The 24,032-nt window shown below is 63.2% G+C and carries 20 protein-coding genes; 8 read left to right on the top strand and 12 right to left on the bottom strand.

The window, feature by feature from the left end:
- Positions 1–6: 6 nt before the first annotated feature.
- From AC07NK_RS10365 to AC07NK_RS10345, 5 genes are read right to left on the bottom strand one after another with little or no spacing between them, the layout of a single operon-like run.
- Positions 7–780: an SDR family NAD(P)-dependent oxidoreductase gene (locus tag AC07NK_RS10365; protein WP_495170510.1), complete on the bottom strand. Its 774-nt coding sequence runs from the start codon at positions 778–780 to the stop codon at positions 7–9.
- Positions 770–1,990: a UxaA family hydrolase gene (locus AC07NK_RS10360; protein ID WP_495170509.1), complete on the bottom strand. Its 1,221-nt coding sequence runs from the start codon at positions 1,988–1,990 to the stop codon at positions 770–772. The genes AC07NK_RS10365 and AC07NK_RS10360 overlap by 11 nt, the downstream gene beginning before the upstream one ends.
- Complete coding sequence (locus tag AC07NK_RS10355; protein ID WP_495170508.1) at positions 1,983–2,297, bottom strand: UxaA family hydrolase; 315 nt, start codon at positions 2,295–2,297, stop codon at positions 1,983–1,985. The genes AC07NK_RS10360 and AC07NK_RS10355 overlap by 8 nt, the downstream gene beginning before the upstream one ends.
- A 7-nt stretch (positions 2,298–2,304) precedes the next feature.
- Positions 2,305–2,958, bottom strand: coding sequence for an RraA family protein (locus AC07NK_RS10350; RefSeq protein ID WP_495170507.1), 654 nt, complete (start codon positions 2,956–2,958; stop codon positions 2,305–2,307).
- Positions 2,958–4,247 (bottom strand): MFS transporter, encoded by a 1,290-nt coding sequence (locus AC07NK_RS10345; protein WP_495170506.1) that lies wholly within the window; start codon positions 4,245–4,247, stop codon positions 2,958–2,960. Before AC07NK_RS10345 ends, AC07NK_RS10350 begins: the two co-directional genes overlap by 1 nt.
- A 155-nt stretch (positions 4,248–4,402) precedes the next feature.
- On the opposite strand from AC07NK_RS10345, the gene AC07NK_RS10340 reads away from it, so the two are divergent.
- Complete coding sequence (locus AC07NK_RS10340; protein ID WP_495170505.1) at positions 4,403–5,146, top strand: FadR/GntR family transcriptional regulator; 744 nt, start codon at positions 4,403–4,405, stop codon at positions 5,144–5,146.
- 66 nt (positions 5,147–5,212) lie between these two features.
- Positions 5,213–6,337 (top strand): enolase C-terminal domain-like protein, encoded by a 1,125-nt coding sequence (locus AC07NK_RS10335; protein ID WP_495170504.1) that lies wholly within the window; start codon positions 5,213–5,215, stop codon positions 6,335–6,337.
- 109 nt (positions 6,338–6,446) lie between these two features.
- Here the strand turns inward: AC07NK_RS10335 and AC07NK_RS10330 are convergent, their stop codons facing one another.
- On the bottom strand, positions 6,447–6,848 hold the full coding sequence (locus tag AC07NK_RS10330) for a polyketide cyclase (RefSeq protein WP_495170503.1): 402 nt from the start codon (positions 6,846–6,848) through the stop codon (positions 6,447–6,449).
- 382 nt (positions 6,849–7,230) lie between these two features.
- On the opposite strand from AC07NK_RS10330, the gene AC07NK_RS10325 reads away from it, so the two are divergent.
- From AC07NK_RS10325 to AC07NK_RS10300, 6 genes are all read left to right on the top strand, one after another.
- Positions 7,231–7,545, top strand: a complete 315-nt coding sequence (locus tag AC07NK_RS10325) for a hypothetical protein (protein WP_495170502.1) — start codon at positions 7,231–7,233, stop codon at positions 7,543–7,545.
- 183 nt (positions 7,546–7,728) lie between these two features.
- Positions 7,729–8,607 carry a hypothetical protein gene (locus AC07NK_RS10320; RefSeq protein ID WP_495170501.1) on the top strand — a complete coding sequence of 293 codons (879 nt, stop codon included), beginning with the start codon at positions 7,729–7,731 and terminating at the stop codon, positions 8,605–8,607.
- A complete protein-coding gene (locus AC07NK_RS10315; RefSeq protein ID WP_495170500.1) occupies positions 8,604–10,241 on the top strand; it encodes a hypothetical protein in 1,638 nt (545 codons plus the stop codon). The genes AC07NK_RS10320 and AC07NK_RS10315 overlap by 4 nt, the downstream gene beginning before the upstream one ends.
- Positions 10,242–10,745: 504 nt before the next feature.
- Positions 10,746–11,417: a hypothetical protein gene (locus tag AC07NK_RS10310; protein WP_495170499.1), complete on the top strand. Its 672-nt coding sequence runs from the start codon at positions 10,746–10,748 to the stop codon at positions 11,415–11,417.
- Positions 11,414–12,655 (top strand): hypothetical protein, encoded by a 1,242-nt coding sequence (locus AC07NK_RS10305; protein WP_495170498.1) that lies wholly within the window; start codon positions 11,414–11,416, stop codon positions 12,653–12,655. The genes AC07NK_RS10310 and AC07NK_RS10305 overlap by 4 nt, the downstream gene beginning before the upstream one ends.
- A complete protein-coding gene (locus AC07NK_RS10300) occupies positions 12,648–13,781 on the top strand; it encodes a M48 family metalloprotease (RefSeq protein ID WP_495170497.1) in 1,134 nt (377 codons plus the stop codon). The genes AC07NK_RS10305 and AC07NK_RS10300 overlap by 8 nt, the downstream gene beginning before the upstream one ends.
- Positions 13,782–14,182: 401 nt before the next feature.
- Here the strand turns inward: AC07NK_RS10300 and AC07NK_RS10295 are convergent, their stop codons facing one another.
- From AC07NK_RS10295 to AC07NK_RS10270, 6 genes are all read right to left on the bottom strand, one after another.
- Positions 14,183–16,345, bottom strand: a complete 2,163-nt coding sequence (locus tag AC07NK_RS10295) for a TonB-dependent receptor (protein ID WP_495170496.1) — start codon at positions 16,343–16,345, stop codon at positions 14,183–14,185.
- An 81-nt stretch (positions 16,346–16,426) separates the two neighbouring features.
- Positions 16,427–17,965, bottom strand: coding sequence for an amidase family protein (locus AC07NK_RS10290; RefSeq protein WP_495170495.1), 1,539 nt, complete (start codon positions 17,963–17,965; stop codon positions 16,427–16,429).
- 23 nt (positions 17,966–17,988) lie between these two features.
- On the bottom strand, positions 17,989–19,623 hold the full coding sequence (locus AC07NK_RS10285; protein ID WP_495170494.1) for an alkaline phosphatase D family protein: 1,635 nt from the start codon (positions 19,621–19,623) through the stop codon (positions 17,989–17,991).
- 42 nt (positions 19,624–19,665) lie between these two features.
- A complete protein-coding gene (locus AC07NK_RS10280) occupies positions 19,666–20,001 on the bottom strand; it encodes a hypothetical protein (protein WP_495170493.1) in 336 nt (111 codons plus the stop codon).
- A 100-nt stretch (positions 20,002–20,101) separates the two neighbouring features.
- Positions 20,102–20,578, bottom strand: coding sequence for a PraA/PraB family alkane oxidation protein activator (locus AC07NK_RS10275; RefSeq protein WP_495170492.1), 477 nt, complete (start codon positions 20,576–20,578; stop codon positions 20,102–20,104).
- A gap of 108 nt (positions 20,579–20,686) precedes the next feature.
- Positions 20,687–23,950: a TonB-dependent receptor gene (locus tag AC07NK_RS10270; protein ID WP_495170491.1), complete on the bottom strand. Its 3,264-nt coding sequence runs from the start codon at positions 23,948–23,950 to the stop codon at positions 20,687–20,689.
- Between the last annotated feature and the right edge of the window lie 82 nt (positions 23,951–24,032).

Raw genomic sequence — 24,032 nt, 5'->3', positions numbered from 1 at the left:
TGTGTATCAGAACCCTTGGGAAGCGCCGCCGTCGACGGGCAGCAGAACGCCGGTGACGAAGCGCGCGGCGGGGGAGCAGAGATAGACGGCGGCGAGGCCGATATCCTCGGCCTCGCCGAAGCGGTCCATCGGGGTACGCTGGAGGATGCGGTCGGAGCGCGCCGGATCGCCGTCGAGCGCTTTCCGCAGCATGGGGGATTCGATCCAGCCTGGCGCGATCGCGTTGACCCGCACGCCCTGCCCCGAAACCTCGGTCGCCAGCGCGCGGACCATGCCGACATAGGCCGACTTGGCCGCCGAATAGGCGATGACCTGCGGCATACCGAGCAGCGAGGTCATCGAGGCGGTGAACAGGATGCTGCCATGCTTCGCCTCGAGCATCGCGGGCAGCACCAGCCGCGTCAGATTGTGCGCAGCAAGGACATGCGTGTCGAGCATGCCGGCAAAGTCCTCGACGCTGGTGTCGACCGCCAGCTTCTTGAAATTATGCCCGGCATTGTTGGCGAGGATGGTGACGTGCCCCCCGACCTTCGTGCGGATCCGTTCGAGCATTGCCGGCATCGTGTCATACGCAGTGACGTCGGCGGCTTCCCAGAACGCCCCCTCCCCCAGTTCGGCCGCCGCCGCTTCGACCATGTCGGGGCGCCGTCCGACCAGCACGACCTTTGCGCCGGCATCGTGCATCGCCTTGGCCATGCCGAGGCCAAGGCCACTGCCCCCGCCGGTGATCAGCGCGACTTCACCGTCGAGGCGGAACGCCTTTGCCGGGTCAACCAGCATTGCGGCACCCCCGATCGAGATCCGGCGTGTCCTGGTGCTTGTACATCACAAAATACTCCCGATGCCCGAGCGCCTCGGGCTTGCTTGGTTGTCCGGCGGCAACATCGGCGACCATGCCGCCAAGCTCGTCCGCGCACTGGTCGAGCGTCATTTCACCCGCCAGCACGCGGCCGGCGTCGAAATCCATGTCCTCTTCCATCCGCGCATAGGTGCGGCTGTTGCCGGTGACCTTGACCAATGGCGCGACCGGCGATCCGATCACGCTGCCGCGTCCGGTGACGAACAGCACGATCTGGCTGCCGCCCGAGATGAGATCCATGATCCCCTCGGTATCGTTGGGGTTGGTGTAGCCGAACTGCATGAAGTGCGGATCGGGCACCGAATCCATCACCCACAGCCCCGGCCAGGGCGCTTGTTCGCCGACCTTGATCACGCCCTGGATCGGGCGCGACCCGCTCTTGGCGAAGGCGCCCATGCTCTTCTCTTCGATCGTCGTGAGGCCACCCGCGAAATTGCCCGGGGAGACCGAATATTGCCGCACCTCGCGGCAATAATGCTCGGCCTTGGCATAGGCAGCGGCAAGCTCTGTGCGAGCGCGATCATCAGCGGCGCGGCCTAGGATGATATCCTCCAGCCCGATCATCTCGACGATCTCTTCGACGATCGCGGAGCCGCCGGCATCGACCACCCGGTCGAACAACCGCCCCACCGCTGGATTGCCGACGAGCCCGCTGGTGCCGTCCGATCCGCCGCATTCAGCGCCGAGCGTCAGGTCGGCAAACCCCATCGGCACGCGTGGCGTCTCACGATGGATACGATCGCGCAGGTCGCGGACGATCGCCTTGCCCTTGTCGGTCGACGAGCGCGTGCCGCCGACATCCTGGATGAAAAAGGATGCGGATGGTCGCCCGCTCTTCTCCACCGCCTCGGCGATCTTCGCGGGCTGAGTATATTCGCAGCCGAGCCCGACCGAGAGCACTGCGCCGACATTGGGATGCCGCGCAAGGCTGAGCACCAGTCGGATCGCATATTGATTGTCATAGCAGCCGGGGAAGCCAATGACCTGCACGTCGTCTTCGCCCGCAGCAATGGCGTGCGCGACATGCGCGGCGCACTGGACGGTGTAGATGACGAGGACGAGGTTGCGGATGCCCTTGCGCCCGTCGGGCCGCAGCCACCCCGTCCATTCGCGGCTGAAGGTGTCAATCATAGGCCATGTCCTTGGCCGCTCCGGTGACGACGTCGAACCCGCCCGAGCGCTCGTCGAAGCGGCTGGTGCAATTGTGGAGATGCACCCAGTCGCCTGTGCGGATCGCACTGCCGGCATGCCCAATCGGGATACCGAACTTCACCACCGCCTCCCCTGCGGCAATATCCGCAAGCGCTACCTTGTGACCCATCGCAACCGGTTCATTCAGCGCGATCGCATCGCCGCCCACCACCGTCACCATGGCCTCGCCATCGCCGAGCAATGTCGCGACATTATCGTGCGGGTGGATGCGGAACGCGTTGGTCATGCCCGCCTCACAAGATCCCGTATTTGGCGAAGGCCTGAGTGCTCGACATGCCCGCCTCGATATCCTTGCGCACCTGCTTCTCGCCGCGCGCCTTTTCCAACGCGCGTTCGATCACTTCGGCTTCATGCGCCCGCGGAATGACGACCACGCCGTCGAGGTCCCCGAACACGAGGTCACCCGGCTGCACAGTGACCGGACCGACCTCGATCGGACAGCGATAGTCGACCACCTTGGTCCGCACGCCGGAATCCTGCGCGAAGCGGCCGCGGCTGAAGACCGGCCAGTCCTGCGATAGCACCTGCGGCGTATCGCGATGATAACCGTTGACCACCGCTCCGTTGGCGCCCCGCGCGCGCGCCGTCGCGGTGAGGATCTCGCCCCAATAGGCGCAGCGCATCTCACCGCCGCTGGCGAGGTAGACGTCGCCCGGCTCAAGCTGGTCGAGCGCTTCGGTCAGTTTGCCGAAGGGCTGCGCCTGTTCGCCATAGACGTCGATCATCAGCACCGGCATCGCCCGCCCGACCAGCTTCATGCCGGTCAGCATCGGCTGGATCGGCTGGGGCAGGAACTGGTGGACGCGGCCCAAAGTGTCGAGGATGTCGCCGACTACAGGCGTGTAGAGCTCGGCACGGAACAGGTCGAAAATCTCGTTATCGGTCATCATGACTCCAGAGTGGATGCAGCGCGCGGGCGGCGCAGGATCAGCGCCATTGCCAGCACAGCAAGCGGATAGGCGAAGGCGGCGCCGAGGAAGAGGACGGAATAGTTGCCGCCGGTCGCGTCGAGGATCCGGCCCACCGCCATCGCGACGAACATTCCCATGATGCCCGCAGCAAACCCGCCGATCCCGATCACCGAACTGATCCCGCGTGAGGGCACGGTGTCCGACGCAAGCGTGTAGAGATTTGCCGACATGCCCTGATGCCCGGCTGCAGCGAGCGCGATCAGCATCACGGCGGGCCACAGGCTGGAAACGCCGGCGATGAACGCCACGGGAATCGGACACAGCGCCATCAGCAGCATGGTCGCAAGCCGCGCCCGTACCGGTCGCATGCCGCGCTGGATCATCCGCGACGACAGCCAGCCGCCCGCGATGCTGCCCACGTCCGCGATCAGATAAATCGCCACCAGCGGTCCGATCGATCCCATCATATCGATGCCGAAGCGATCGTGCAGGAAACCGGGAACCCAGTTGAGATAGAACCACCACACCGGGCTGGTCATGAGCATCCCGACGACATAGGCCCAGGTGCCGCGATAGCGCAGCAGCGACAGCCACTTGACCGGCTCGGCAGGCGCATCGTCGCCCTGCTTGATATAGGCCAGTTCCCCGGCGGAGACGCGCTTCTGTCGCTCGGGCAGTTCGTAGAAGCGCAGCCACAGCACGAGCCAGATCAGGCCCAGGCTGCCGGCGATCAGGAAGGCCGCACGCCAGCCGACCAGCGCAACGATGAACGGCAGCGAGAGCGGCGTGACGATCGCGCCGATATTGCTGCCCGCGTTGAAGATGCCGGTGGCGAAGGCGCGCTCCTGCGGCGGAAACCATTCACGCACCGCCTTGATCGAGGCGGGGAAGTTGCCGCCTTCGGTGATGCCGAGCGCGCCACGCGCGATCTTGAAGCCGAGCACCGTAGACATGAGGCCGTGCGCCGCGGCGGCAAGGCTCCAGCCGAACACCGCGACACCGAGCCCTGCGCGCACGCCGATCCGGTCCATCAGCCGCCCGCCGAGGAGATAGCCAAAGGCGTACATCAGCGAGAAGGTGGCGATGATGTCACCATAGACCGTCTCGGACCAGCCGAACTCAGCGTCGAGCGTGGGCTTGAGCAGTCCGAAGATCTGGCGGTCGATGTAGCAGATCGTGGTCGAGGCGAAGAGCAGCCCGCAGATTACCCAGCGATAGCGACCGCGTGGCGCCGCCGAATTCGCGGCTGAGGCTGTGATGGTCATTCGTCCGGCATCCTCACGGCGCGCCTTTGCGACGGCTCAATCATTGAATCCTGTATGACAGGTTGATACTGGTTTGCATGGCGAAGGCAAGCGTGATTTTGCTAAGGCATTGGTGCGGCTGCCGTGGGCGGCGGCACGAGCACAGGGGAATTGGGTTGGGAACGAAGGCGGACGAAGCGGCAGGCGGCGGCGCGAAGACCAGCGGCCTGGTCGATCACGTCATCGACTATATCTATCGCCACGTCGCCGATGAGCGACTGCGCCCTGGCGCACGCTTGCCGAGCGAGACGACGATCAGCCTGACGCTCGGCGTCAGCCGCCCGGTGGTGCGCGAGGCGATGCGCACGCTCGCCGCGACGGGCCTCGTCGAGATGGCCGTCGGCAAGCGCGCGACGATCGTTCCGGTCGACGGTGAAATGCTGTCGCGCGTGATCGGCAACGCATTGCTCACCGGGCAGGCCGACACCCGCAACATCCTCGAGATCCGCCGCGGCATCGAGATCACGATGGTCGCGCTCGCCGCCGAGCGCCGCAGCGACGCGGACGCCGTCGAGCTGCAAAAGATCGTGCGCGAGATGGCAACCAAACTCGGCAACGCCAAACGCTATGCTGAGCTCGATCTGGAACTTCATGCCCTGCTGGCCCGCGCGACCGGCAATCCGCTCTACACGCTGCTGATCGACGCCTTCCGACAACTCATCGCCGCATCGATGCAGGAAGGGATCGAACGCTGGGCGGCAACCCCCGAGCTCAAGCGCGTGCAGGACCTGCACGAGAATATCGTCGGCGCCGTGGTGGCGCGCGATCCGGGCGCGGCGGCCAGCGCGATGGCGCAGCATTTCGACGACGCGCTGAGCAAGATCCTCGCACCGATCGTCGCAGGAGAGCCGACAGCCTGAGCTTGCCAGCGGCAGCGGCCACCTTTATCCTGTAAGACAAGTTTGACTGCAAGGAGAGGCGGGGCGATGCGCATCGAGAAGTTCGAAACCTGGATGTGCAAGCGCCCCAAGGGACTGTTCGACGAGGAACGCGAAGGCGCCGCGCCGATGCCATGGAGCTACGGAGTCGGGCGCATCACAACCTCGGACGGGGTCGAGGGAATCGCGACCTTTTGGGCCGCACGTTCGGCGGCGGTGACCGACGCATATCTTTCCGATGTCATCGCTCCGGTGATCATCGGCCGCAGCATCCACGACCGCGAGCGCATCTGGCAGGATTTCTGGAACATCGACCGGCACGGTGCCTTCTTCCCGGTGTTCCTGCCCGGACCAATCGACGTCGCGCTGTGGGATGCAGCGGCGCGCACCGCCGAGCTTCCCCTTCACCGCTATCTGGGCAGCTATCGCACCAGCCTGCCGGTCTATGCCAGCAGCCTGTGGCTGCCCGACATCGACGCCTATGTGCGCGAGGCGCTCGCGTACAAGGAGCGCGGGTTCAAGGCGTACAAGGTTCATCCCTGCGGACCCAGCGCGCTCGACATGGAGATCCATCAGGCGGTGCGCGACGCGGTCGGCCCCGAAATGATCCTGATGACCGATCCGGTTGCCGAATACTCCCTTCACGAAGCGATCAAGGTGGCGCGGCATCTGGAGCAACTGAACTATTACTGGTTTGAGGAACCGTTCCGCGATTACGAGCTCGACAAATACGCCAAACTCAGCGCCGCGGTGGACATCCCGATCGTCGGCACCGAGACGACGCGTGGCGGCCCGTGGGGTGTGGCGCAGGCAATCAAAGCCAACGCCCTCGACATGGTCCGCGCCGACGTCTCATGGAAGGGCGGGATCACCGGGACGCTCAAGGTCTGCCATCTGGCCGAAGCGCACGGCATGAATTGCGAGCTGCACACCACGACGATGGGACCGATGGATGTCGCCAACATCCATGTCGCGTGCGCCGTGCGGAACTCGGAATATTTCGAGCTGTTCGTGCCCGAGGACACCTTCCAGCTGCCGATGAAGCAGAGCCTGCGCGACCTGATGGACGCTGAAGGTAACATTCACGCGCCGGAGGGACCGGGTCTCGGGATCGATATCGACTGGGATCTGGTCGACGAGAGCTGCATTTCGCAGCGAACGTTCTATGCCTGACTTCCAGCTATGGATGAAGGATGGACCGCGCTATCCATTGATGCCTTCCTTTGCCCCGCGAGAGCACCGTCAGCTGGCGGCGTTGATGATCGAGAAACACCAGCGGCGATCAGGGTAACTCCATGATCAATCGCCTGAGCGCATTCAGATCGCGATTGACCCACTTTGCATCGGCCGCGAAGCGCTCATCATCCATATCGGGCTGGCGAAACAGCGTCAGCATCACCTCCGCGCCCTCACCATTCGCGATCACGCGCAGCGGGATATGGATCTCGTTTCCGTCGCCTGTATCGACGAAATGGTCCATCACACCATGGTCGTTGTGACCGGTGAAACGGATGCGGATCGGCCCTTCCGGCCCTTCCGCCACCCAATGCTCACCACGTTTGCGCAGTTCGGATTCCGCCAGGCCTGACGCCCATTGGGCGAAGAATTCAGGGTGCCAGATACGCTCATAAAGCGTCTGCCAATTGCAGGCGATCGACACACTATAGGTTCTGGCCGGCAGCATATTGGCTCTCCATTTTCGCCCGAATCGCCTTTCATGCGATGCGAAATTGCGCCCCGTTCCGATGGGTTTGCAGAGCCCCTGTAGCGCGTCGGTCCGAAGATGGGGACAGCTGTCCATCACCGTCTGTCGGTATTCATACGATCTGGCCCGAGGGAGCTCCGATGGCGAGGCATCGAGAATGTCAGAATCTCGCACGGCCGGCCGAACGACTCAGCAGCGCCCTCAATCGGGCAGGCAATTCGCCCAGATCAAAGGGCTTGCCCAGATAATCATCCGCGCCGCCGTCAAGCCCGTCGCGCATCGGGTTCGTCGTCGCCAATGCCCAGGCCTTCGCCGCTAAGCCGTGGAGTGTGCTGACCTTGTGGCAGGGAGGCTTTTCGCGGTGGCCCGGCGTCACTGCGGCAGCGACCCGTGCGCCGCGACCGCCAACCTCTTCCAGCGCATCGCCGAGGCGAGGGGCAATGACGAACATGCCCGCGCCATCGCCCAGCTCAGCGACCGGCTCGCGCGCTATCGCCGCGCCGAGACGCTGGTCCTCAACGGTCTCGACGCGGAATATACGGCGATCACACTCGCGCTCGAAGCGGTCGACCGGCAGGGATTGACGCGCGCACTGACGCGATATCATCATCGCCGAGCAGCGACAGCATCCGACATTCTCACCGCAGTACAAGGACTGAACAGCACGTGTCGATAGTCTGCCTTTAACAGATATTGACGCACGCATTGCTTGTGCGACTTCGCTTTTTCTAATGTGATCGCACATCGCCGCGTTTTTGATCTCGACTCATCGCGCGACCTCTTGCAGCGTGGCACACGGGGAGCTGGCCATGAGAAAACCTGAACAGGACATCGGATACCTCCGGGTTGCCGCATCGCGATGAGCAGCGCAGCACCAGGCCGACTGACCAAGCTTCCCTGCCCCAAGCCGCCCTGTTCAGGATCGATCGGCTGGGAAACCTATCAGTGCTCGATCTGTCTCGCCACGGTCCCGCCACCGAATATTCGCTGGGCCGACGCCGAGCGTGCCGACCTCGACCAGCGCTACGAGGCCGCGCTTAAGCAACTTGAGGCCAAAGGCGCAGAAGCGCTGGGCGCAGCCTATGAGGCTGCAGCCAACCGCTCGATGGCGATCTTCAGCGTACCCCCAGACTATGCGCTCAACTTGCTCGACGAGCGGAGACTCCATCAAAACTATCATCAGGGCGTCGATGGCGGCGCACGGGCGCCAGCCGATTATCATGATGATGCCACACGTCGTGCGGTCGATTCGCAGATATTTGGTAGCGCAGGGCGGAAGATTTCGATGGCGGCGCTTAGCCTCGAACCGCTGGGGTTGCCGAGTTATGGCGCGGTCTCGATGCAATTCCACGAGAATTTCTGCATGGCGCGCGCCTCCCTCCTCTCGGAGAACAGTTTCGATTTCGTGGCGCGATATCCAGGTGGCCCAAGCACCTTCCCGGCTGGTCATCGGGCGACTTGGTCGGAACGTGGTAGACTTGCACTGATCAAGGCCGTTGACCATCTTTCAGCCGGCACCGATCCCGCCAGCTTCCAGGAGATCCTCCTGACCGCTGGCGCGACCCGCCGGAACGATCGCTTCATCGAGGTTCATATTTTCGAAAGCTGGAATATCGAAGCAGTAGTCGGGATGAAGGTTCGTGTATCTTCGCTGCGCAGCGCCTATGACCATGCCATGGTGCAAGAGCTTGGCGACCGCTTGCACGCAAAGGGCATTTCATGGGAGGTAGTCGCGTGACGCAACTCCTGCTCTCAGCGGCCCTGGGTCGCACGTTGCTCATCCAGGACTCGGGCATCCTCATGTTCGAGGCGGCAAGCGACACCCAATTTGAACCGCGCGCATACGAAATCGAGCATTTCCTCGCGAACGCAGTGGTGGCGGCCGATCCCGACGATCGCGAGGCGATCGCCTCGTTCGAGCTGGCCGCGCGCAAGGCGCGCGGCGTAACCTGCGCGCTGTCGATCCTGGACAAGGATATTCGCTCCGCGACCCGCGTCACTTATCTCGAAGCGCTCGAGACTCTGCTCGACCGCCCTTCGATTGGCGATGGGATCGTTCGGGCCTTACTGAGCCATCCGCTGGAAACCAGACTGCTCGATTGCAACGGCGCTGTCCAACTCGCCAAGGTAAGCGGCAACGTGCACGCCTATGATCTGCTGTGCGAGTTCGAAGACAAGCGCTCGATTGCGATGCGGGCGCATACCGCGCTTGAAAAGGCGATCGCCGGGGCCTTTGCGGAACCGCTGCCGAGACTGATACTCGACGCATTGCGCGAGGCGGAGCTGGTCGGCTGGTTCGCGGCCGGGCGCTTTGGTCCAATCGCCCGTGACGCATCACTGGCGCGGCTCCTGGGCACGATCGCAGCAGCGCTACCCGACGAAATCGCCATCGACGCATTCCTGGAAGTCGTCACAACGTCTCTGCTGAGCGCAAGGACCGCCCCCACCTATCATACGCCTCACCACCTTCTGGCGATCGGTTCGATCGGCGATTCCGACGACAATGTGCTCGCGCCGCCGCAATTGGCCGAAAGCCTCGGGCAACTTGCGCAGCAGCTGTTCGAGGCTGGATCCCTCAATGACGAGTTGGAACGCTGGGCCTATCTCCTCGACATCGCCCTACTCGGGCGGCCCGACAGCCCATCAACTTGGTCAAGCAAGATCGAGGTGCTGCATGCGAATGGCGACTTTGCCGCCGCTGTTCAGGTTGAAAATTTCGTGCGCGAGCAATTTCCCGAGACCGTCCTTGCCGCAGCGATCGAGCCGCGTGGCTTTGCGGGCATCAAACTTCCCAAGTTGCTCCAGCAGCGGCTTTCCAACTCCTTCTTCAACGCTCAGCAAAAACCGGTGCAAGCGCTGGCCGAACCTTCGCCGCGCGAGCTCCTTGCACGCTTCGACGATTATCAGCGTCTAGCCTCCCGCGTAGGCGAGGCTTCTGCCCTGATCGCGCTCACCACTCCCCTGCTCAAGCACAGAATCAAGCAACGGCAGCCGCTGACAACCGTCGCGTTGAAGCATGGCGTTATAACCAAGGGGGGTATCGTTTACGCAGCGGACTTAATTACGCCCGAGATGCTACTGCAGGGTCTTGCGACCTTCGTCGCGGCGCGCGAGGCAGCTGGATCTACGCGCGCCTTTCGCGGCCTCCTCGATCTGATCGACAATGGCGCGCACCTCTCCGAACTGGAACGCAATACTTACAGCTACCAACTCGAGATGTCGCACTTCTTCCGCAATCACCGGCCGCAGATCACCGCGCTCTACAATCGCGCGCCCGAACTTGGCATCCTGCTGCTCGGCAAGCTCGTGGTGCAGGGCTCAGGCGGTGGTGGACTGTTCGCCCAGCACGGCGCAGTTCGCACATATTCCTGAAAACCCATTTAGCCGCGAAGTCTTCCTTTACGGATCGATCGCGGAATCTGGAATGAAGCAAGAACTCGTAGAGATATAGCGACCGGCCGTAGGCCGCGTCTGTACGACTGCGCTGTTCGAATCCAGAACAGGGCCTGTTGCGGAGCAACCGCTTCCAAACATCAAATGCAATGAAGCGAACACCCAAATTGCGGGTGTCTTGCGCCGCGCCGGACGCCCATCGGATCGCGACCGGCGAGATCCAGCAGATCCGTCACTCGACGGAGCCGAACACTAGAAGCTCAGGCTTCGATACGTTGGCGAGCCACCGAGATGTGGCCAATGCCACGGGCCAGGATCGACCTGCTCGAGACGCGTCACAAGCTCCGACCTGAAATCGATGCCCTGCCCAAACGGCGCGCTGCCGAGCCATATCGCAGGTTGAACGGCACACATGAGTTAAGTCGAAACTCGGTAGCTTAACAGCACGCCGACCGCTCCCTACCTTCTGTCCGGGGAGGCACCATGAACCATTACGACCTGACGCTGATGCTCGCCGACTGGGCCGATCTCGAGATGGAGACGGTCGAAGAGGCCGTGCTCGATCGCGCACGCGAAACCCTCGCCGGCCTGGTCGAGATCGAGACCAGGCAAGTGCCCGAGGCGGTAAGCACCGGCGGCGAGGGCCGAATGGGCCTGGGCTTCATGCGATTCAAGGAGCAGCGTTTCTACAGCGTGAAGCTTGGCAATCTGGCGCGCGACCGATTGGGCGCCGCTGGCCTTGGTGGCGCCTTGCTGTCGAGCGGGGCCGGCGTTGGCGCTCTGATCGCCGCCGGCACCTTGACGGGCTGGGCGGGCGCAGCCGCACTGGTCGCGATCGGACTGGCTCTGATTGGACGCGCCAAGCCCTTCGTGACCGCATTCGGGCTGGACGAAGCGACGACGCTCGACATGGCGTGGCGGCTGTCGGCGGAGAAAAACGGCTTTCAGCTGGTGTCGATGGACGCGCTCGCCGCAGCCATGGGCGATGTCGAGGCGATCTACGGCAATGCCGGCTTCAGCAAGGCCAAGCTCACCAACGCGCTCAACAAGCTTGAGGCGATCGGCATGATCAAGGAAGCAGGCAAAAGCCGGTATCAGCTGATCGAGAAGATCCGCGTCTCTGGTACCGACCAGTTGGCGATCGCCAAGGCATGAACCCACCGGAGCGCCATCAGCTGCTCCGCGACTGGGAGACGTTCGCCAGCGTCGACGAGGAAGCCTTTGCCCAGCCGGTCATCATCGACCATCTGGAGGCGAGCGCGGACCTCCCCCATGTGTTCGCGTCGGTGTTCGGCAATATCCAAAGCCTGTTCAAGGCCCAGCCCTGGCTGGTCGAGGAAGCGGGCTATGGCTGGGCAGTGGAACGCGGCGCCTATCGCTTTCCGGCCGAAGCGCTCAACCAATGGCGACTGCTCAACGCCATTGCGGGCCTGATCAACCCTGAGGATGTCCGGCAGCGCAAGGCGGTCGCCGGCATCGCCGCGCGCCAATCGCTCAGCTGGCGCATCACCCATGCCGATCCCTATTGCGCTTCCTATCGCGGCTGGCGCTTCGTGGTGTTGCCCTTCGGGCTCGACAATCTCGCAAACCTGCTGATGCTCGCGCTGCGCACGCACCCTGTCATGAAGCCGCTCCTCATGCAGATCGCGCCAGTCCCCCCCGGCACGGGGGATTGGACCGCCCCGGGCAAGGGCATCCATCTCCTGTCTCTCCTCCTGCTCGACGACGCGCCACTGCTGGTCGACTCCTTCGCGGTCCACAAGATGGCGCAGACGCATGACTGGTGGAACGGCGCGATCTACACGCTGGCGGGCATCGACGATCCGGTGGTGCGCACCCTCGTCTCGATCGCGACCGACTGGGTGATCGGCCATGAGGTCGGCCATGCGCTGTTCCACGATGGCGACCAGCCCTCGCTCGAACGCGAGCTGCTCGCCGACCGCGCCGGCCTCATCTCACTGCTCAGCTGGACGCGTCCGCGTGACCTCGAAGGCCTCGATCCCAATCTTAGCGACAATTTCTGGGACTATCTGAGCGCTCGGCTCGTGTTGCTTATCCTCGCCATCGTCTGCGGCAGCGAGCAGGAAACGGCCACCGACGCAGCGCTTCTTAGCGACATCAAAGCGCGCGCGACCGGACTACGAAACCTGATCCTCGAGCAGGTCGCCAGCACCACGCTAACAACCCAGGAGGTTGCGCTGATCCACGCGCTGGACGAAGGGTTCGACCGGTTCGCGGCCGACCTCAAGACGCTCCACGCTGCGGCACCGCCCTGGGCAATCGCCCGTGCCCGCCACGCCGCCCGGGATGCCGACGAGACGGTTCGCCGGGAGCTTGCCGAACACAAGGCCAAGGGCGGCGGTCCGATCGAACCCGAGCCCGGCGATGGGTGAGCCGGAAACCCCCGACAGTTTCGCCGACAGGATCGCCGCGCGGTATCACGACCCGGCGATCAGCCAGCCCCGTCCCGGCGGCCTGAGCGATGCGATCGAAGCCCGCTATGTCGAGATGGGCCAGCCGGCGGATGCGGCGCTGTTCGCCAAGGCCCGTAGCGGCGAGGGCCTGGCCGAGATGGTCGAGACCTTCTACGCGGAGCTGCTGACCTATTGCCCCCCCTCACTGCAACGCTTCTGCGAAACCCATGTCCGCGTCCGGGGCGTGCGCTCCTACACAATCGAGGGCGCGGTCTTCAGCTCGGGCACGGGCAACTACGCGCTCATCGTCACCACCGCGCTCATGACCTTCCTCAACAAGGTGAAGAAGTTCATCCTGGCGGAGAATGACGTGCCCCGGGTCACCCATTCCGACAGCGTTCCGGTCGACCAGCTGACGCCACAAACAGTCCACGCGATGATCGGTGAGATTATCGACAATTACCGAAACGGCGTCCCCGGCGGGCCGATGATCCTGCTGGACCAGGTCGGCACCAGCACCGTGCAGATGATGCTCGGCTTCCAGGAAGCGTTCATCATCGCACACGAGATGGGGCATTTGCTCGCTGACCATCTGCTCCAGGGCGTCCTGGAAAAGGGACTGAACCCCAGCTTCGGATCGCCCAGTCACCGCTCGGAATATCTGGCCGACCTGATCGGCTACCTGATCGCGCGCCAGCGACCTATGGGCAGCCCCGATCCAAACATCGACGCCCCCGAATACCGCACTCAGGTGGAGATCGCCCGCATTTCGTCAATGTGCGAGTTCTTCGAGATCCTCGAGCTCATCTACCCTAGCGAAACCGACACCCATCCTGCCCCGGCCGACCGCGCCGCCAACATCCTGGCGACGCTCTATGGCGAGCATTTCGGCGCACATTATAATGCGGTCCGCGGCGGCAAGATCGCCAGCTTCGACTGGACGACACAGTTCCAGATCGGCGTGCAGCCTTCCCCGCTCGGCCGCGTCATTCACGCGCTCGTCACCAACGACACGCAGATCGCCCAGTTGCTCGAACTGGTCGAGACCGAAGGCCCTGAGGCTCTGGCGACGCGGGCCGCCAAGCTTCCAACCAACCCCGACTGACCGGACGCGCCCAAGGAAAGGCGCAGTCCCGAGCTGCGGCTTCCTCAGTCAGATCGCCACCGACCGTCCGAGCCCCCCGTGCATTAGCGGATCCGGCAACACTCGTGATCCGAATGGCCGGAATTGGCCCGATCGCTGAACGTCTCGAAATGGGCCGACAACCGCCCGTCCGTTTTCGAACAACGGAACACCAAAGCAGACGCCGAAGCTTGACCGCCCTGCTGTAACCGCATGAATATAGATCAGACGGCTTGAACCCTTCATCGCTACGCAACTCCTCAATCGGCTGCTCCTTGCTCGTTAGCTTTCGTCGTCAGATTGAAGAGACAGTCCTACGGCGGCAGTCCGCACAGTGTAACAACGTGAAGTACCTTCTGCCCAACGTCAGGAATCCGTTTCAGCTAGAACCGGCCTCTAATCGTCAAGTGCACCGTTCTTCCCACTGGGTCCCGATCGTCACGACCATAGCCTGGCGCCTTCCAGCCGTTTGCCAGACGCGCGTCGGGCCGTTGGTCAAACAGATTGGCAACTTCCAGCCCGAATTGCACACCCGCACCACGCCGCGGGGCGCCCCCGCCCCTGTTCGCGGGAATGGCACGCTGCAGCGTATAGCTGAGACGCAGGTCCACTGTGCCGAGCGCGGCGGCGCGAAGATCACCCCGGTCGTCCCGGCCGCTTTCACGTCGAATGCGATGGCCGTCCCGCCAGCGCATAGCCATGTTTAGACCCCAAGGGCCGCGGCGCGCGTCTATCTGCGCATCGAATTGTTGACGCGGCTGGCCACCGCCGTCGCCGGACAAGAGGTCCATCTCCGGCAGACCAGCGTGAATCCGGGTAACACTTTGCAGCTGCAAGCTATGGTTGAAACTCACGCGCAGCACACCGCGCCGCTTGCCTGCCATCGCGCCGCCCAGCGGAAAGGTCGCGCCAAGATTGGAGGTAAGGGTCTTCGTCCGGGTTGAATCGAAGTTGATCGGCCGCTGGTCGATGATGGTCAGCCGCCCATCACCATCGCGTTGGAAACGTTCCGGAAAAGCAGCTTCCAATTCCAGTGTGACGGCCGGAAGCGGACCGATACTGTCCAGGATGTTCGATTGTTGCAGGCTGACGCTCCCGGCCAGGTTCCACGGAGCAAAGGGGCCCAGCTGGGCCGATAGCGACAGCCGGTCGAACCGCGGCGGCCGGAGGCTGGGGGTTCCGCCGAGGATCGGCAGCACCCTGGCCGCTTCGCCAGTGGCGAAGTCGAACACCGTGATCGGCGTTCCGTAATATTCAGGTGCGAACCGCTGCACGTCCGACACGCTTTCAGTAGAGGTCGACCAAATGCCGGCGAGATTCAGCTTCGGAAGAGGTGACCAGTTCAGGCCCGCGTTCAGGCCCCTGCCCTGCCCAGCGCTGGCCTGACGCAGATTGGCGCCAAGGGTCGCGGACATGCCCCCAAGGACACGCGCGGCGACCGATCCCTCTCCAGGTGAGGGCGACCGCCAGAGCGGGACGGACAGGGTGCCGTTCAAGCCGACGTCATGCGCGGAGAACTCCCGCCCCGTCTTCGCGACCTTGGCGGTCATGTGCGAATACGACGCCTGCGCAGCGAGGCGGACCGCGACGGGCCCCGCGGGCAGGTTGAACATCGTGCGGTTGGCTGACACGGTCGCGGCCAGCGACCGTTGGCGCGATTCCGTGTCTGCCAAGCCAGACTGGCTCGACGCGGAGAACTGCCCTGTCATGGAAGCCTGTAGGGACCATCCCGCCAGCTGCCCGCTCAGGCCGCCGATCACCGACAGACTATGCGAAGTCTGGCGCGTTTCGATCGGTATACCGCCATTCAGGGAAACCGAGCGTGTGCCCCGCGTCTGAGCCTGAACGTTCATGGTCCCCGACCACTCCCCCAAGGCACGGGTCAGCGCCAGATTTGCGCTCACCATCTCGGTTGACGGCCGCAGGCTGATCGCCTCCTGACCGGGATGATCTTCGATATAGTGCGAACGTTCGGCTCCAAGCAGGGCAGAGTCCCGTGTCGCACGCAGGCCGAACTGGGTGGTGCTGTTACCGGCGATGACGCCTTGGCGGATATCGCCGGCGAGACTCGACGTACCGCCTGCGGTGGGCACCTCCGCGTCGAGTTGACCATCCCGGCTGCGGAATCGCCGCTGCAATACGATGTTCAATACCCGGCGTGACGGGTCGCCGCCGTACCGTGCACCGGCGTCGCGCGGCAGCACTTCGATACGCGTCAGGGCGTCGGGCGGAAAGCCGAGCAAGACGCCGGGGTCGGCCATACGCCTGCCGTTGACGATGATGACCGGGGCCTCACCCAACGCCTGGGTTTCGGCGACGCGACGGATCGCCTCGCCGATATCATAGGCGTCCAGCGCGTCGATCTCATCCGCACCCAACTCGGTTTCCGGCGGTGTCTCGGCCGCCCCGTAGCGGCCCGTCACCACGACATCATCCTGCGGCGCATCGCGGCTTTGCGCCTGATTTTCGCTGCCAGGTGTCGAAGCGGTTCCGGCGGACTGACCGCCGTCCGCGAGAGTCGCGAGCCCGCAGATGAACCACAGCATTGCGCGTGTCATCCTCATCATGTTCGACAGTCAGAACCGGCACGCCGGGCGAGCGCCCGATCAAGGCGAGAAGCGCTCCAGCTACCGCGCCGGCGCCCAGACCGGTGGATGCCGCTTCGCCCAGGGTGATGCCTGTTCCAGTTCGAAGGCGAGTTCCAGCAGGGTCCGCTCGTCGCCCAGACGGCCCGCGAACTGCACGCCGATCGGAAGCCCCTCTGGTGTCCAGTGCATCGGCAAGCTGATCGCCGGTCCGCCGAACGCATTTTGCGGCATGGTGAAGTCGGCATAGGCGTTCAGGCGCTCGGCAAGCGTCCCAAGCGGCAGTGAGCCATTGATATCGCCGATCTTCACCGGCGGCTTGAGAAGGACCGCCGACATCAGCACATCGACCTTGTCGAACGCGCCGAAATAGGCGCTGGCATACCCCTCGACGCGCCCGAGTGCCTGCATGGCGCCGGCCGGAGGGATCAGGTCGCCCATCGCCCCGATCGCCGCGGACGCCGGCTCGATCAGTTCAGCCAGTTGGCGTGCATCAAGGCCCGTCGCCGACAGCAGATGCTGTTTGAGCTGAGCGCCCTCGAGCATGTAGATTTGCGTGAAATCCGCGAGGAATGCCTTGCTGTCGAACGGCCAATAGGCCTCGCTGACCTTGTGACCGAGCGAGGTCAGCAAGCCAGAGCTCGCGTCCACCGCGCGGATCACCGCCTGGTCGGGAAGTACCCCGCTCAACCCGGTGAGCAGGAAACCGACGCGCAACCGCCGAGTCGATGGGCCTTCCACACGACCGACGGGCGGATAGGGTGCTTTCCACCCGCTCTCAACCGCAGCCAGGAAATTGGCGGTGTCGCGCACCGTTCGCGAAACGCAAAGCGGTTCGACGAGGTCGAGCTGGGCGAGGTGGCCGGGTGCGTCGGGCACGCGTCCTCGCGAGGGCTTGAGGCCGACCAGACCACAATTGCTGGCGGGGATGCGGATCGATCCGGCCCCGTCGGCCGCATGGGCCATCGGCACGATCCCGGCCGCGACGGCTGCCGCCGATCCTCCTGACGATCCGCCGGGCGTGCGGTCCAGCGCCCAGGGATTGCGCGTGATACCGTAGCCCAGCGTCTCGGTGGTGGGCAGCGCGCCGAACTCACTCATTGTCGTGCGCGCGAAGACATTGAACCCCGCACGTGCAATCGCGGCCACCATCGGGCCGTCCTGCGTTGATACGGGCGCGACCTTGTCGAGGCGCGAGCCGAAATGACGGCGCGTACCGGCGATATCCTCCTCATCCTTGATCAGGAACGGCACGCCGGCAAAGGGCGCGGAGAAATCCGTGGTGGCGCGCGCGCGCTTGCGGGCGCGCTCGTAGAGCGGCTCGCTGAAGCAGTTGATGTCGGGCAGCACGGTCCGGGCTCGCGCGATCGCAGCGTCGAGCGCCTCGAGCGGACTGATCTTGCGCGCCCGGATGGCTTCGGCGAGCGCGGTCGCATCCATCTCTGCAGAGGCGCTTGCGGCGGCGGGCGTCACCGGGCCGGCAAAGGCGGCGGCGGGTATCAGCGCGCCGATACCCGCTACGCCGGCCTGTTTCAGAAAGTGGCGGCGCGCGTATTCGGGCAGGGTATCGATCGGATCCATAGGGTCAGTTCCTCGTAAGCAGATCAGGCCTGGGCGAAGGTCCGGCGCCCTCGTTCCACCGTCATCGTCTTGCCGGGCCGAGTGGCGAGCGAGCGAGCGGCGATCGTGTCCATGAACACCCATTCCCCCGTCACCTTCTCGGGTGTGATCTGGATCGCCATGTAGCCGCGGTGCCCGATATCGGCCCATTTCAGCTCGGGGCTGGCGCTCATGACGAATTGCGCGATCGCCTGTGGCGGCAGTGAGAGATAAGCCTCAAGTCCGGGCGACGAGACGCTGTGGCCACCGAACTCGACCCCGGCCGGCTTGCCTTGCGATGCAAGGTCGAACGCCCAGCCATTGTGGCTGTCGCCCGAAAGCACGACCAGATCGGCGTCGGTTGCCTGCGCGGCATCGAGCAGACGTTTGCGCGCCGCAGGAAAGCCGGCCCAGCTGTCGAGATCGGGGGAGATCCCGACCTTGCCAGCGGCGGAAATCCCCCTGAAGTACGAGGCCTGTTCGGGCGGGAGCTTGAGGTTTTCGGCAAAGCTTGCCGGAAGCTCCGGAATCTTCATCTCCCCCATGACGACCTGTTGCGCGACGATCTGCCATTTCGCGCCGCGCTGTCTCGACCGCGCAAAACCGTCGTACAGCCAGTGCTCCTGCTCAGTGCCCAGCAGGGTTCGTTTCGGATCGGCCAGCGGTCCGTCGCGCAACGCCTTGAGCTTCGCCACCGGATCGCCATCAGTCCCGGCCGCCGCTTGCGGATCGAGCCGCTCGCTGCGCGCAGTCAGGCGCGTCTCCGGACGGAAGAGCGTGGCGAGGTCGCCCAGCTCGAAGCTCGACCAGGGCGCGCCGGCTACCGGCAGCCACTCCTTCCAGGCCTTCATCGAGGCGCGCTTGCGCTCCTCAAAATCGCCTTCGCCGGATTGATGATTTTCCGCCCCATGCTGCCACGTATCATTCGCCGTTTCGTGATCGTCATGCTGGACGATCATCGGGAACTGCTGGTGCAGGCGCTGAAGGTCGGGATCGGTGCGATAGCTGGCATAGCGCAGGCGATAGTCGGCCAGCCGGATCGCTTCGCCGGCAGGTTCTATCAGACGGCCGGCGACCGCCTTGTCCGCGCCGGGGAAATAGCCGCGCTGATACTCATAGATATAGTCGCCGACATGGACCATCAGGTCGATATCGTCGCGTGCCGCCGCATGGGCATAGGCATTGAACCAGCCGTTGGGCAGGTTGGCGCAGGAAAACACGCCAAGGCCGAACCGCTCGACCGGCCCGGCCGGCAAGGTTCTGGTCCGGCCGGTCGGCGAAACCGTGCCGTCAGGCGCGATGAAGCGATAATAATGGGTGCGGCCCGGCTCCAGGCCACCCACGATGACGCGCGCAGTATAGTCATCCGCGCGGTGCGCCATCGCGCTGCCGCCCGTCTTTCGCGCGAAGTCCGGCGTGGGCGACAGCTCAACCGTCAGTTTCGCGTCGTCGCCATTGGGCGGGACGTAGCGCGTCCAGAGCAGGATCGAGTCCGGTCCAGGCTCGCCGCTCGCGACATTGTGCGTGAAGCCGCGCGCCGTCAGCAACGCTTCGGCGTGCAGCGAACCGCCCATCGCCAATGCGCCGATGCCGAAGCTGCCGGTCAGGATGAGACCTCTGCGATTGATCAGGATTGTCATGTCGATTTCCGGCGATGAGACAGAGAGGGCAAGCGATAGGGATCATCGCGGATCGGCGGGCACGGCCTCCGTTCGAGCGGCGTCCTGCGGTGCCTTGCCCGGCGCCGGGATCGCGCGCAGTGCCGCGTCGACGGCCTTGGCCCGCTCCAACGGCACCGCGTTGGGGAACATCGCCATCAACGCATCCAGGCTCATCGCCTTGAATTCCTCATATTGCGGATGCGCCGTGAAGCCCGGCAGCTCCCGCTCAAGCACCGCACGTGCCTCGGGATCGGCTGCAATCCTCTCAATCGGCGTCTTCAAACTAAACGCCGGCTTGTCCTTGTCAGGCATTGCATAGAGCGGGGCGGCCGCCAGCATGGCGACGGCGAGCAGCAAGAAACGAGAACCCATATTCATCGCCGACATCCTGATCTGAACGACAAAAAAGGAAGCGATGCGGCGCCCCTTTCCGCCGCATCGCCCAGTTTGGGGGGAATTAGTTGATCGTGATCGCCGGCGAGACCGTCAGGCTGCCCGACGCGTGGCAGGTGCCGAACCAGCCCGACAACGACGCCGCGAGCGGGCCAGCCGTCGAGGTCGCGTTGCTCCACGCACCGACAACATCCTGCGGGCCGCAATCGCCGAGGCGGGTCGAGACTTCCATGTTCTTGATCGTGACGCTGGTCGACGACGTTGCTTCGACGCGCAGCGGGAACACCAGGCCATCATCGCACGCCAGCGGGCCGCTAACAGCCGTTCCGGTCATGCTGGTGAAGGTGATGCCCGTGGAATCGGTGGTACCGACCAGCTGGACATTGCACACCGTGGTGAACAGGCTGCCGTTCAGGCTCTGCGTGAGCTGACCCGAAGCCGTCACCGAAGTGTTGGCGGGCGAAAGCGTCTGGGCAGTGGCGACAGAACCCATGCTGACAAGAGCAAGCGCACTGATGCAGATCTTTGCGATATTCTTCATGATAATCTCCTGACTGCTAAGAATAGTAACAACAGATCCAACAAGGTGACGTTTCTGTTCTAGTCGTCTGGGCTATTAGCCAAGACGCCTCCCTGATTTTCTTTAATTCTAGAAGCCGATCCGGACATTGAACCCGATGATGCGAGGGTCCAGCGTGAAGACGTTTGTGAAATTTCCGAGCTCATCCGGCCCCGTAAAGGCGTCGGTGATCGGTGTGCTGTTGAAGAGATTCTTGACGTAGAGCTGATACGTCAGGTTCGATTCCGGGCGACTGAGGGTGATCGCCGCATTGGCGTTGCCCCACGCTCGCAGACGATCGTATTCGGTGTTGTAGATGCGGGCGTAGCTGCTCGACTGGCGATAGTAATCGCCGCGCACGCTCAGCTCCCAGTCATCCAGGAAGAACGTGTATTGTGCCCCGATATTGAAGGTCAGGCGCGGTGCGTTGGGCAGTTCGTTGCCCGATACATTCGCAGCAAAACCCCTGCCCTGATTGGGTGCACCATAGTTGGAGGGGGTCGTGCTGAAATAATCGGCAGGACGATTTGGATCATAAGGGGCGAGAGGATCGTAAGTGAATGGAAATTGAGGCCTCTTGAACCCGGTCCCGCCTGCGAAGAAGCTGGATACTTCGCAGAATTTCTTGATCGCGGCATTGCCCGTCGTGCTGTTGGGGTTCCGATCAACCAGTCCGATATACGCCCCGACCAACTGCTTTGGCGCGATGCAGGAATTCGGACTATCCGCCCAAGGGTGAATGATGATCCAGTCGTCGCGACCCTGGGTCCGGTTCATCACGTCGATCGAACTTTGACCGTTGCCCAGCCGCGTCCGAAGATAACCTAGTGTGGCGCCGGCCCTGAAATTCCGGGACGGCACCCAGGCCGCCTCAAGCTCGACACCATAGCTGGTCGCGTCGAAATTCTCCGTCCTGATCATTCGATCGATCAGCTGCGATATCTGATAGTGTTTATAGTCATTGTAGAATGCCATGACATTCAACAGCAACTTACCGCCGAGCATCTTGTTCTTCATGCCGATCTCGAAGGCATTGACCTCCTCCGGATCGAAATCGGTCGGAAGCTGCGAGTAGTTGGCGCATATATAGCCAACGGCAGGTGAGCCATCTGCCGGACACGCCGCGCCTCTGCGCCCGATCGGATTGTCGCCGCCTCCCTTGTAGCCGCGTGCATAGGAGGCATAGACCAGCGTCTCGTTGGTGAACGGCAGGCGCGGTTTCCAATCGATGGCCAGGCGGCCGGTTATGCGGCGCCATCGCGCGACGTCCGTGGACTGCGCAGGGTAGCCGCGGTCCACCGTTCCCCCGCTGATTCCTCCCGTCGAGGCCAGCAGCTGGGTGGGATAGAGCGTAATCCGCTTACGATCATTGGTGTAACGCAGGCCCGCCGTGACCTTGAAGTCATCGATGGGCTTCCAGTAAACCTCTCCAAACACCGCCCAGGAGGTGGTTTTCAGGTCTTGAATGTTCCGGTAATAATTATGCCCATCCCCATTGATGCTGCTCAGCGGGTTGGGGTCGATGTAGACACATCCCTCTCCGGTACTGCGATTGCAATAGAAGCCGGAAGCTTGTTCAACAACGGCAGCAGCCGTGAATAGATTGCTGAACACATAGTAATTCTCCCGGGTCGAGTACGACAGGGAGTTTGCACCTACATTGAAATTGATCGGGCCATCGAACGAAGAGTTCAGGCGGACCTCTTGCGACCATTGCTCACTGCTCGCCTGCGAAAGATCCACCGCGACGGGAGCCGTCAGCTCTCCAAGCTGAGGATCCTTGAATGTGCCAAGGCCATTCTGCGAACCGAGATACAAATTCCACGGCGCGCGGAGACCGCGATAGGACTCAGGCGGGGTGAAATAGGGCACCGCCCTGAAGCGGAAAAAGTCCTGGGACGCGGAGTAGCGGTCCTTCGTATACAAGGTCTGCGATGTGAAATGCAGATCATCGGAAATGTCTATTTCGGCATTGAACTGGAACAGGTCGTTCCGTGCGCGGTAAACCGGGTCATAGAAGGTGGATACCTCGCGCAGATTGCGAGATTGCCGCCCGTCCGCCGTGCCAAATGGATCGAGAAAGAGATTGGTCCAGTAGCTGCCAAAGGGCCCGCCACCTGTGCCGGGAAGCGCCAGAATGAGCGGGGTCACGATCGGAAAGCCAAGGCCGTTGGGCACGCCATAGGCATTGTCGGAGAACAGGGTCTTGTTCTGGCACCCCGGCGTGACAGTGCTCATCGTCCAGGCAGTGAACACGCGAGACGATCGCGCCACACCATTCTGGTCGGTATAGTCGATCGTTGTTGGCGTCTCGCCACGCGTGCACAATTGCTTGCCGGTGCGTGAGCGGTCGTCGTCCTCGTTGAAATGCTCCCAGAAGAAGCTGAACCGCATCCGGGGATCCGGCTCCCACAAGGCAGACAGCCGGATCGAATAGAGATCCCGGCCATTCACACTCTTCTGGCTCGCCGTATTGAAGTCAAAGCCGTCGCGCTTGGTCCAGGCACCGGCCGCGCGGAGCGCGAGCGTATCGCCAATCGGAATGTTGACGAACCCGCGCAGGCGCGTCGTTTCGTAACTGCCGACCTCGCCCTGGATTTCACCAGCCCATCTGCCGAGCCTGGGCTTGGCGGGAAGCATGTTGACGACACCCGCCGTCGCATTTCGGCCGTAGAGAGTGCCTTGCGGTCCGCGCAGGACCTCGACTCGCTCGACGTCGAAATACTCCTGTTCGAACAGGCGGTTGCGTATCAGCGGCGTGTAGTTGAAGCTGATCGCGACAGCCGGGTCGGCGGTTGTCGAAATCGCCTTGGTGCCAATGCCGCGTATCGTGAAATTGTAGCCGGAGAAATTGTCCTTCGAGAAGGACACGTTTGGAATGGCGCGCAGCAACTCCGGTCCGCCTTCGATCTTCTGATCAGACAGATCCTGCGCCGTGAAGGCCGAGACGGAGATCGGCACATCGATCAGACGCTCGGTGATCTTCTGCGCGGTAACGATGACCTCACCGCCGAACTCGCCGCTTTCTGCCGACATCCGCCCGTTGCCGGCCGCGATTACCGCAGCCTCGCCATCGAAGGAGCGAATGATCAGTCCGGTACCGCGCAATAGCTGGTCGAGTGCGTCGCGGATCTCGAGTGTTCCACGCACGGTATTGGTCCGGCGCCTTTCGCCATCGCGCCCCGCGAGCGTAATCTGGATACCCGCCTGGCGCGCGAATTCGCGAACTCCCTGCGAGGCGGATTGCGCCGGGACATTGAAACTGCGGGACTGCGCGTGCGCCAGCGTGGGAACCGAAATCGCCACGGCCACCGCAATCGTCGAAGCGGCCGACCGCATTAAGAAACCACGCATTTAGGATGTTCCCCTGTTTGATGCCCTCAAACACTATTGACGGGGGAAGTCCGATCTTGGATCAGCTCAGAATAAATTAATG

The organism is Sphingomonas sp. GW821-FHT09B04, from assembly GCF_059418285.1.
Note: the sequence above shows the minus strand (reverse complement) of the source record. Positions and strands in the feature narration are given on the sequence as shown.

What these genes read in the sequence shown, in the direction of transcription:
- AC07NK_RS10275 (WP_495170492.1), bottom strand. Translation starts at nt 20,578, where the DNA reads ATGAAGAATATCGCAAAGATCTGCATCAGTGCGCTTGCTCTTGTCAGC.
- AC07NK_RS10355 (WP_495170508.1), bottom strand. Translation starts at nt 2,297, where the DNA reads ATGACCAACGCGTTCCGCATCCACCCGCACGATAATGTCGCGACATTG.
- AC07NK_RS10350 (WP_495170507.1), bottom strand. Translation starts at nt 2,958, where the DNA reads ATGACCGATAACGAGATTTTCGACCTGTTCCGTGCCGAGCTCTACACG.
- AC07NK_RS10300 (WP_495170497.1), top strand. Translation starts at nt 12,648, where the DNA reads ATGGGTGAGCCGGAAACCCCCGACAGTTTCGCCGACAGGATCGCCGCG.
- AC07NK_RS10335 (WP_495170504.1), top strand. Translation starts at nt 5,213, where the DNA reads ATGCGCATCGAGAAGTTCGAAACCTGGATGTGCAAGCGCCCCAAGGGA.
- AC07NK_RS10345 (WP_495170506.1), bottom strand. Translation starts at nt 4,247, where the DNA reads ATGACCATCACAGCCTCAGCCGCGAATTCGGCGGCGCCACGCGGTCGC.
- AC07NK_RS10330 (WP_495170503.1), bottom strand. Translation starts at nt 6,848, where the DNA reads ATGCTGCCGGCCAGAACCTATAGTGTGTCGATCGCCTGCAATTGGCAG.
- AC07NK_RS10290 (WP_495170495.1), bottom strand. Translation starts at nt 17,965, where the DNA reads ATGGATCCGATCGATACCCTGCCCGAATACGCGCGCCGCCACTTTCTG.
- AC07NK_RS10320 (WP_495170501.1), top strand. Translation starts at nt 7,729, where the DNA reads ATGAGCAGCGCAGCACCAGGCCGACTGACCAAGCTTCCCTGCCCCAAG.
- AC07NK_RS10295 (WP_495170496.1), bottom strand. Translation starts at nt 16,345, where the DNA reads ATGCTGTGGTTCATCTGCGGGCTCGCGACTCTCGCGGACGGCGGTCAG.
- AC07NK_RS10285 (WP_495170494.1), bottom strand. Translation starts at nt 19,623, where the DNA reads ATGACAATCCTGATCAATCGCAGAGGTCTCATCCTGACCGGCAGCTTC.
- AC07NK_RS10310 (WP_495170499.1), top strand. Translation starts at nt 10,746, where the DNA reads ATGAACCATTACGACCTGACGCTGATGCTCGCCGACTGGGCCGATCTC.
- AC07NK_RS10365 (WP_495170510.1), bottom strand. Translation starts at nt 780, where the DNA reads ATGCTGGTTGACCCGGCAAAGGCGTTCCGCCTCGACGGTGAAGTCGCG.
- AC07NK_RS10360 (WP_495170509.1), bottom strand. Translation starts at nt 1,990, where the DNA reads ATGATTGACACCTTCAGCCGCGAATGGACGGGGTGGCTGCGGCCCGAC.
- AC07NK_RS10270 (WP_495170491.1), bottom strand. Translation starts at nt 23,950, where the DNA reads ATGCGTGGTTTCTTAATGCGGTCGGCCGCTTCGACGATTGCGGTGGCC.
- AC07NK_RS10305 (WP_495170498.1), top strand. Translation starts at nt 11,414, where the DNA reads ATGAACCCACCGGAGCGCCATCAGCTGCTCCGCGACTGGGAGACGTTC.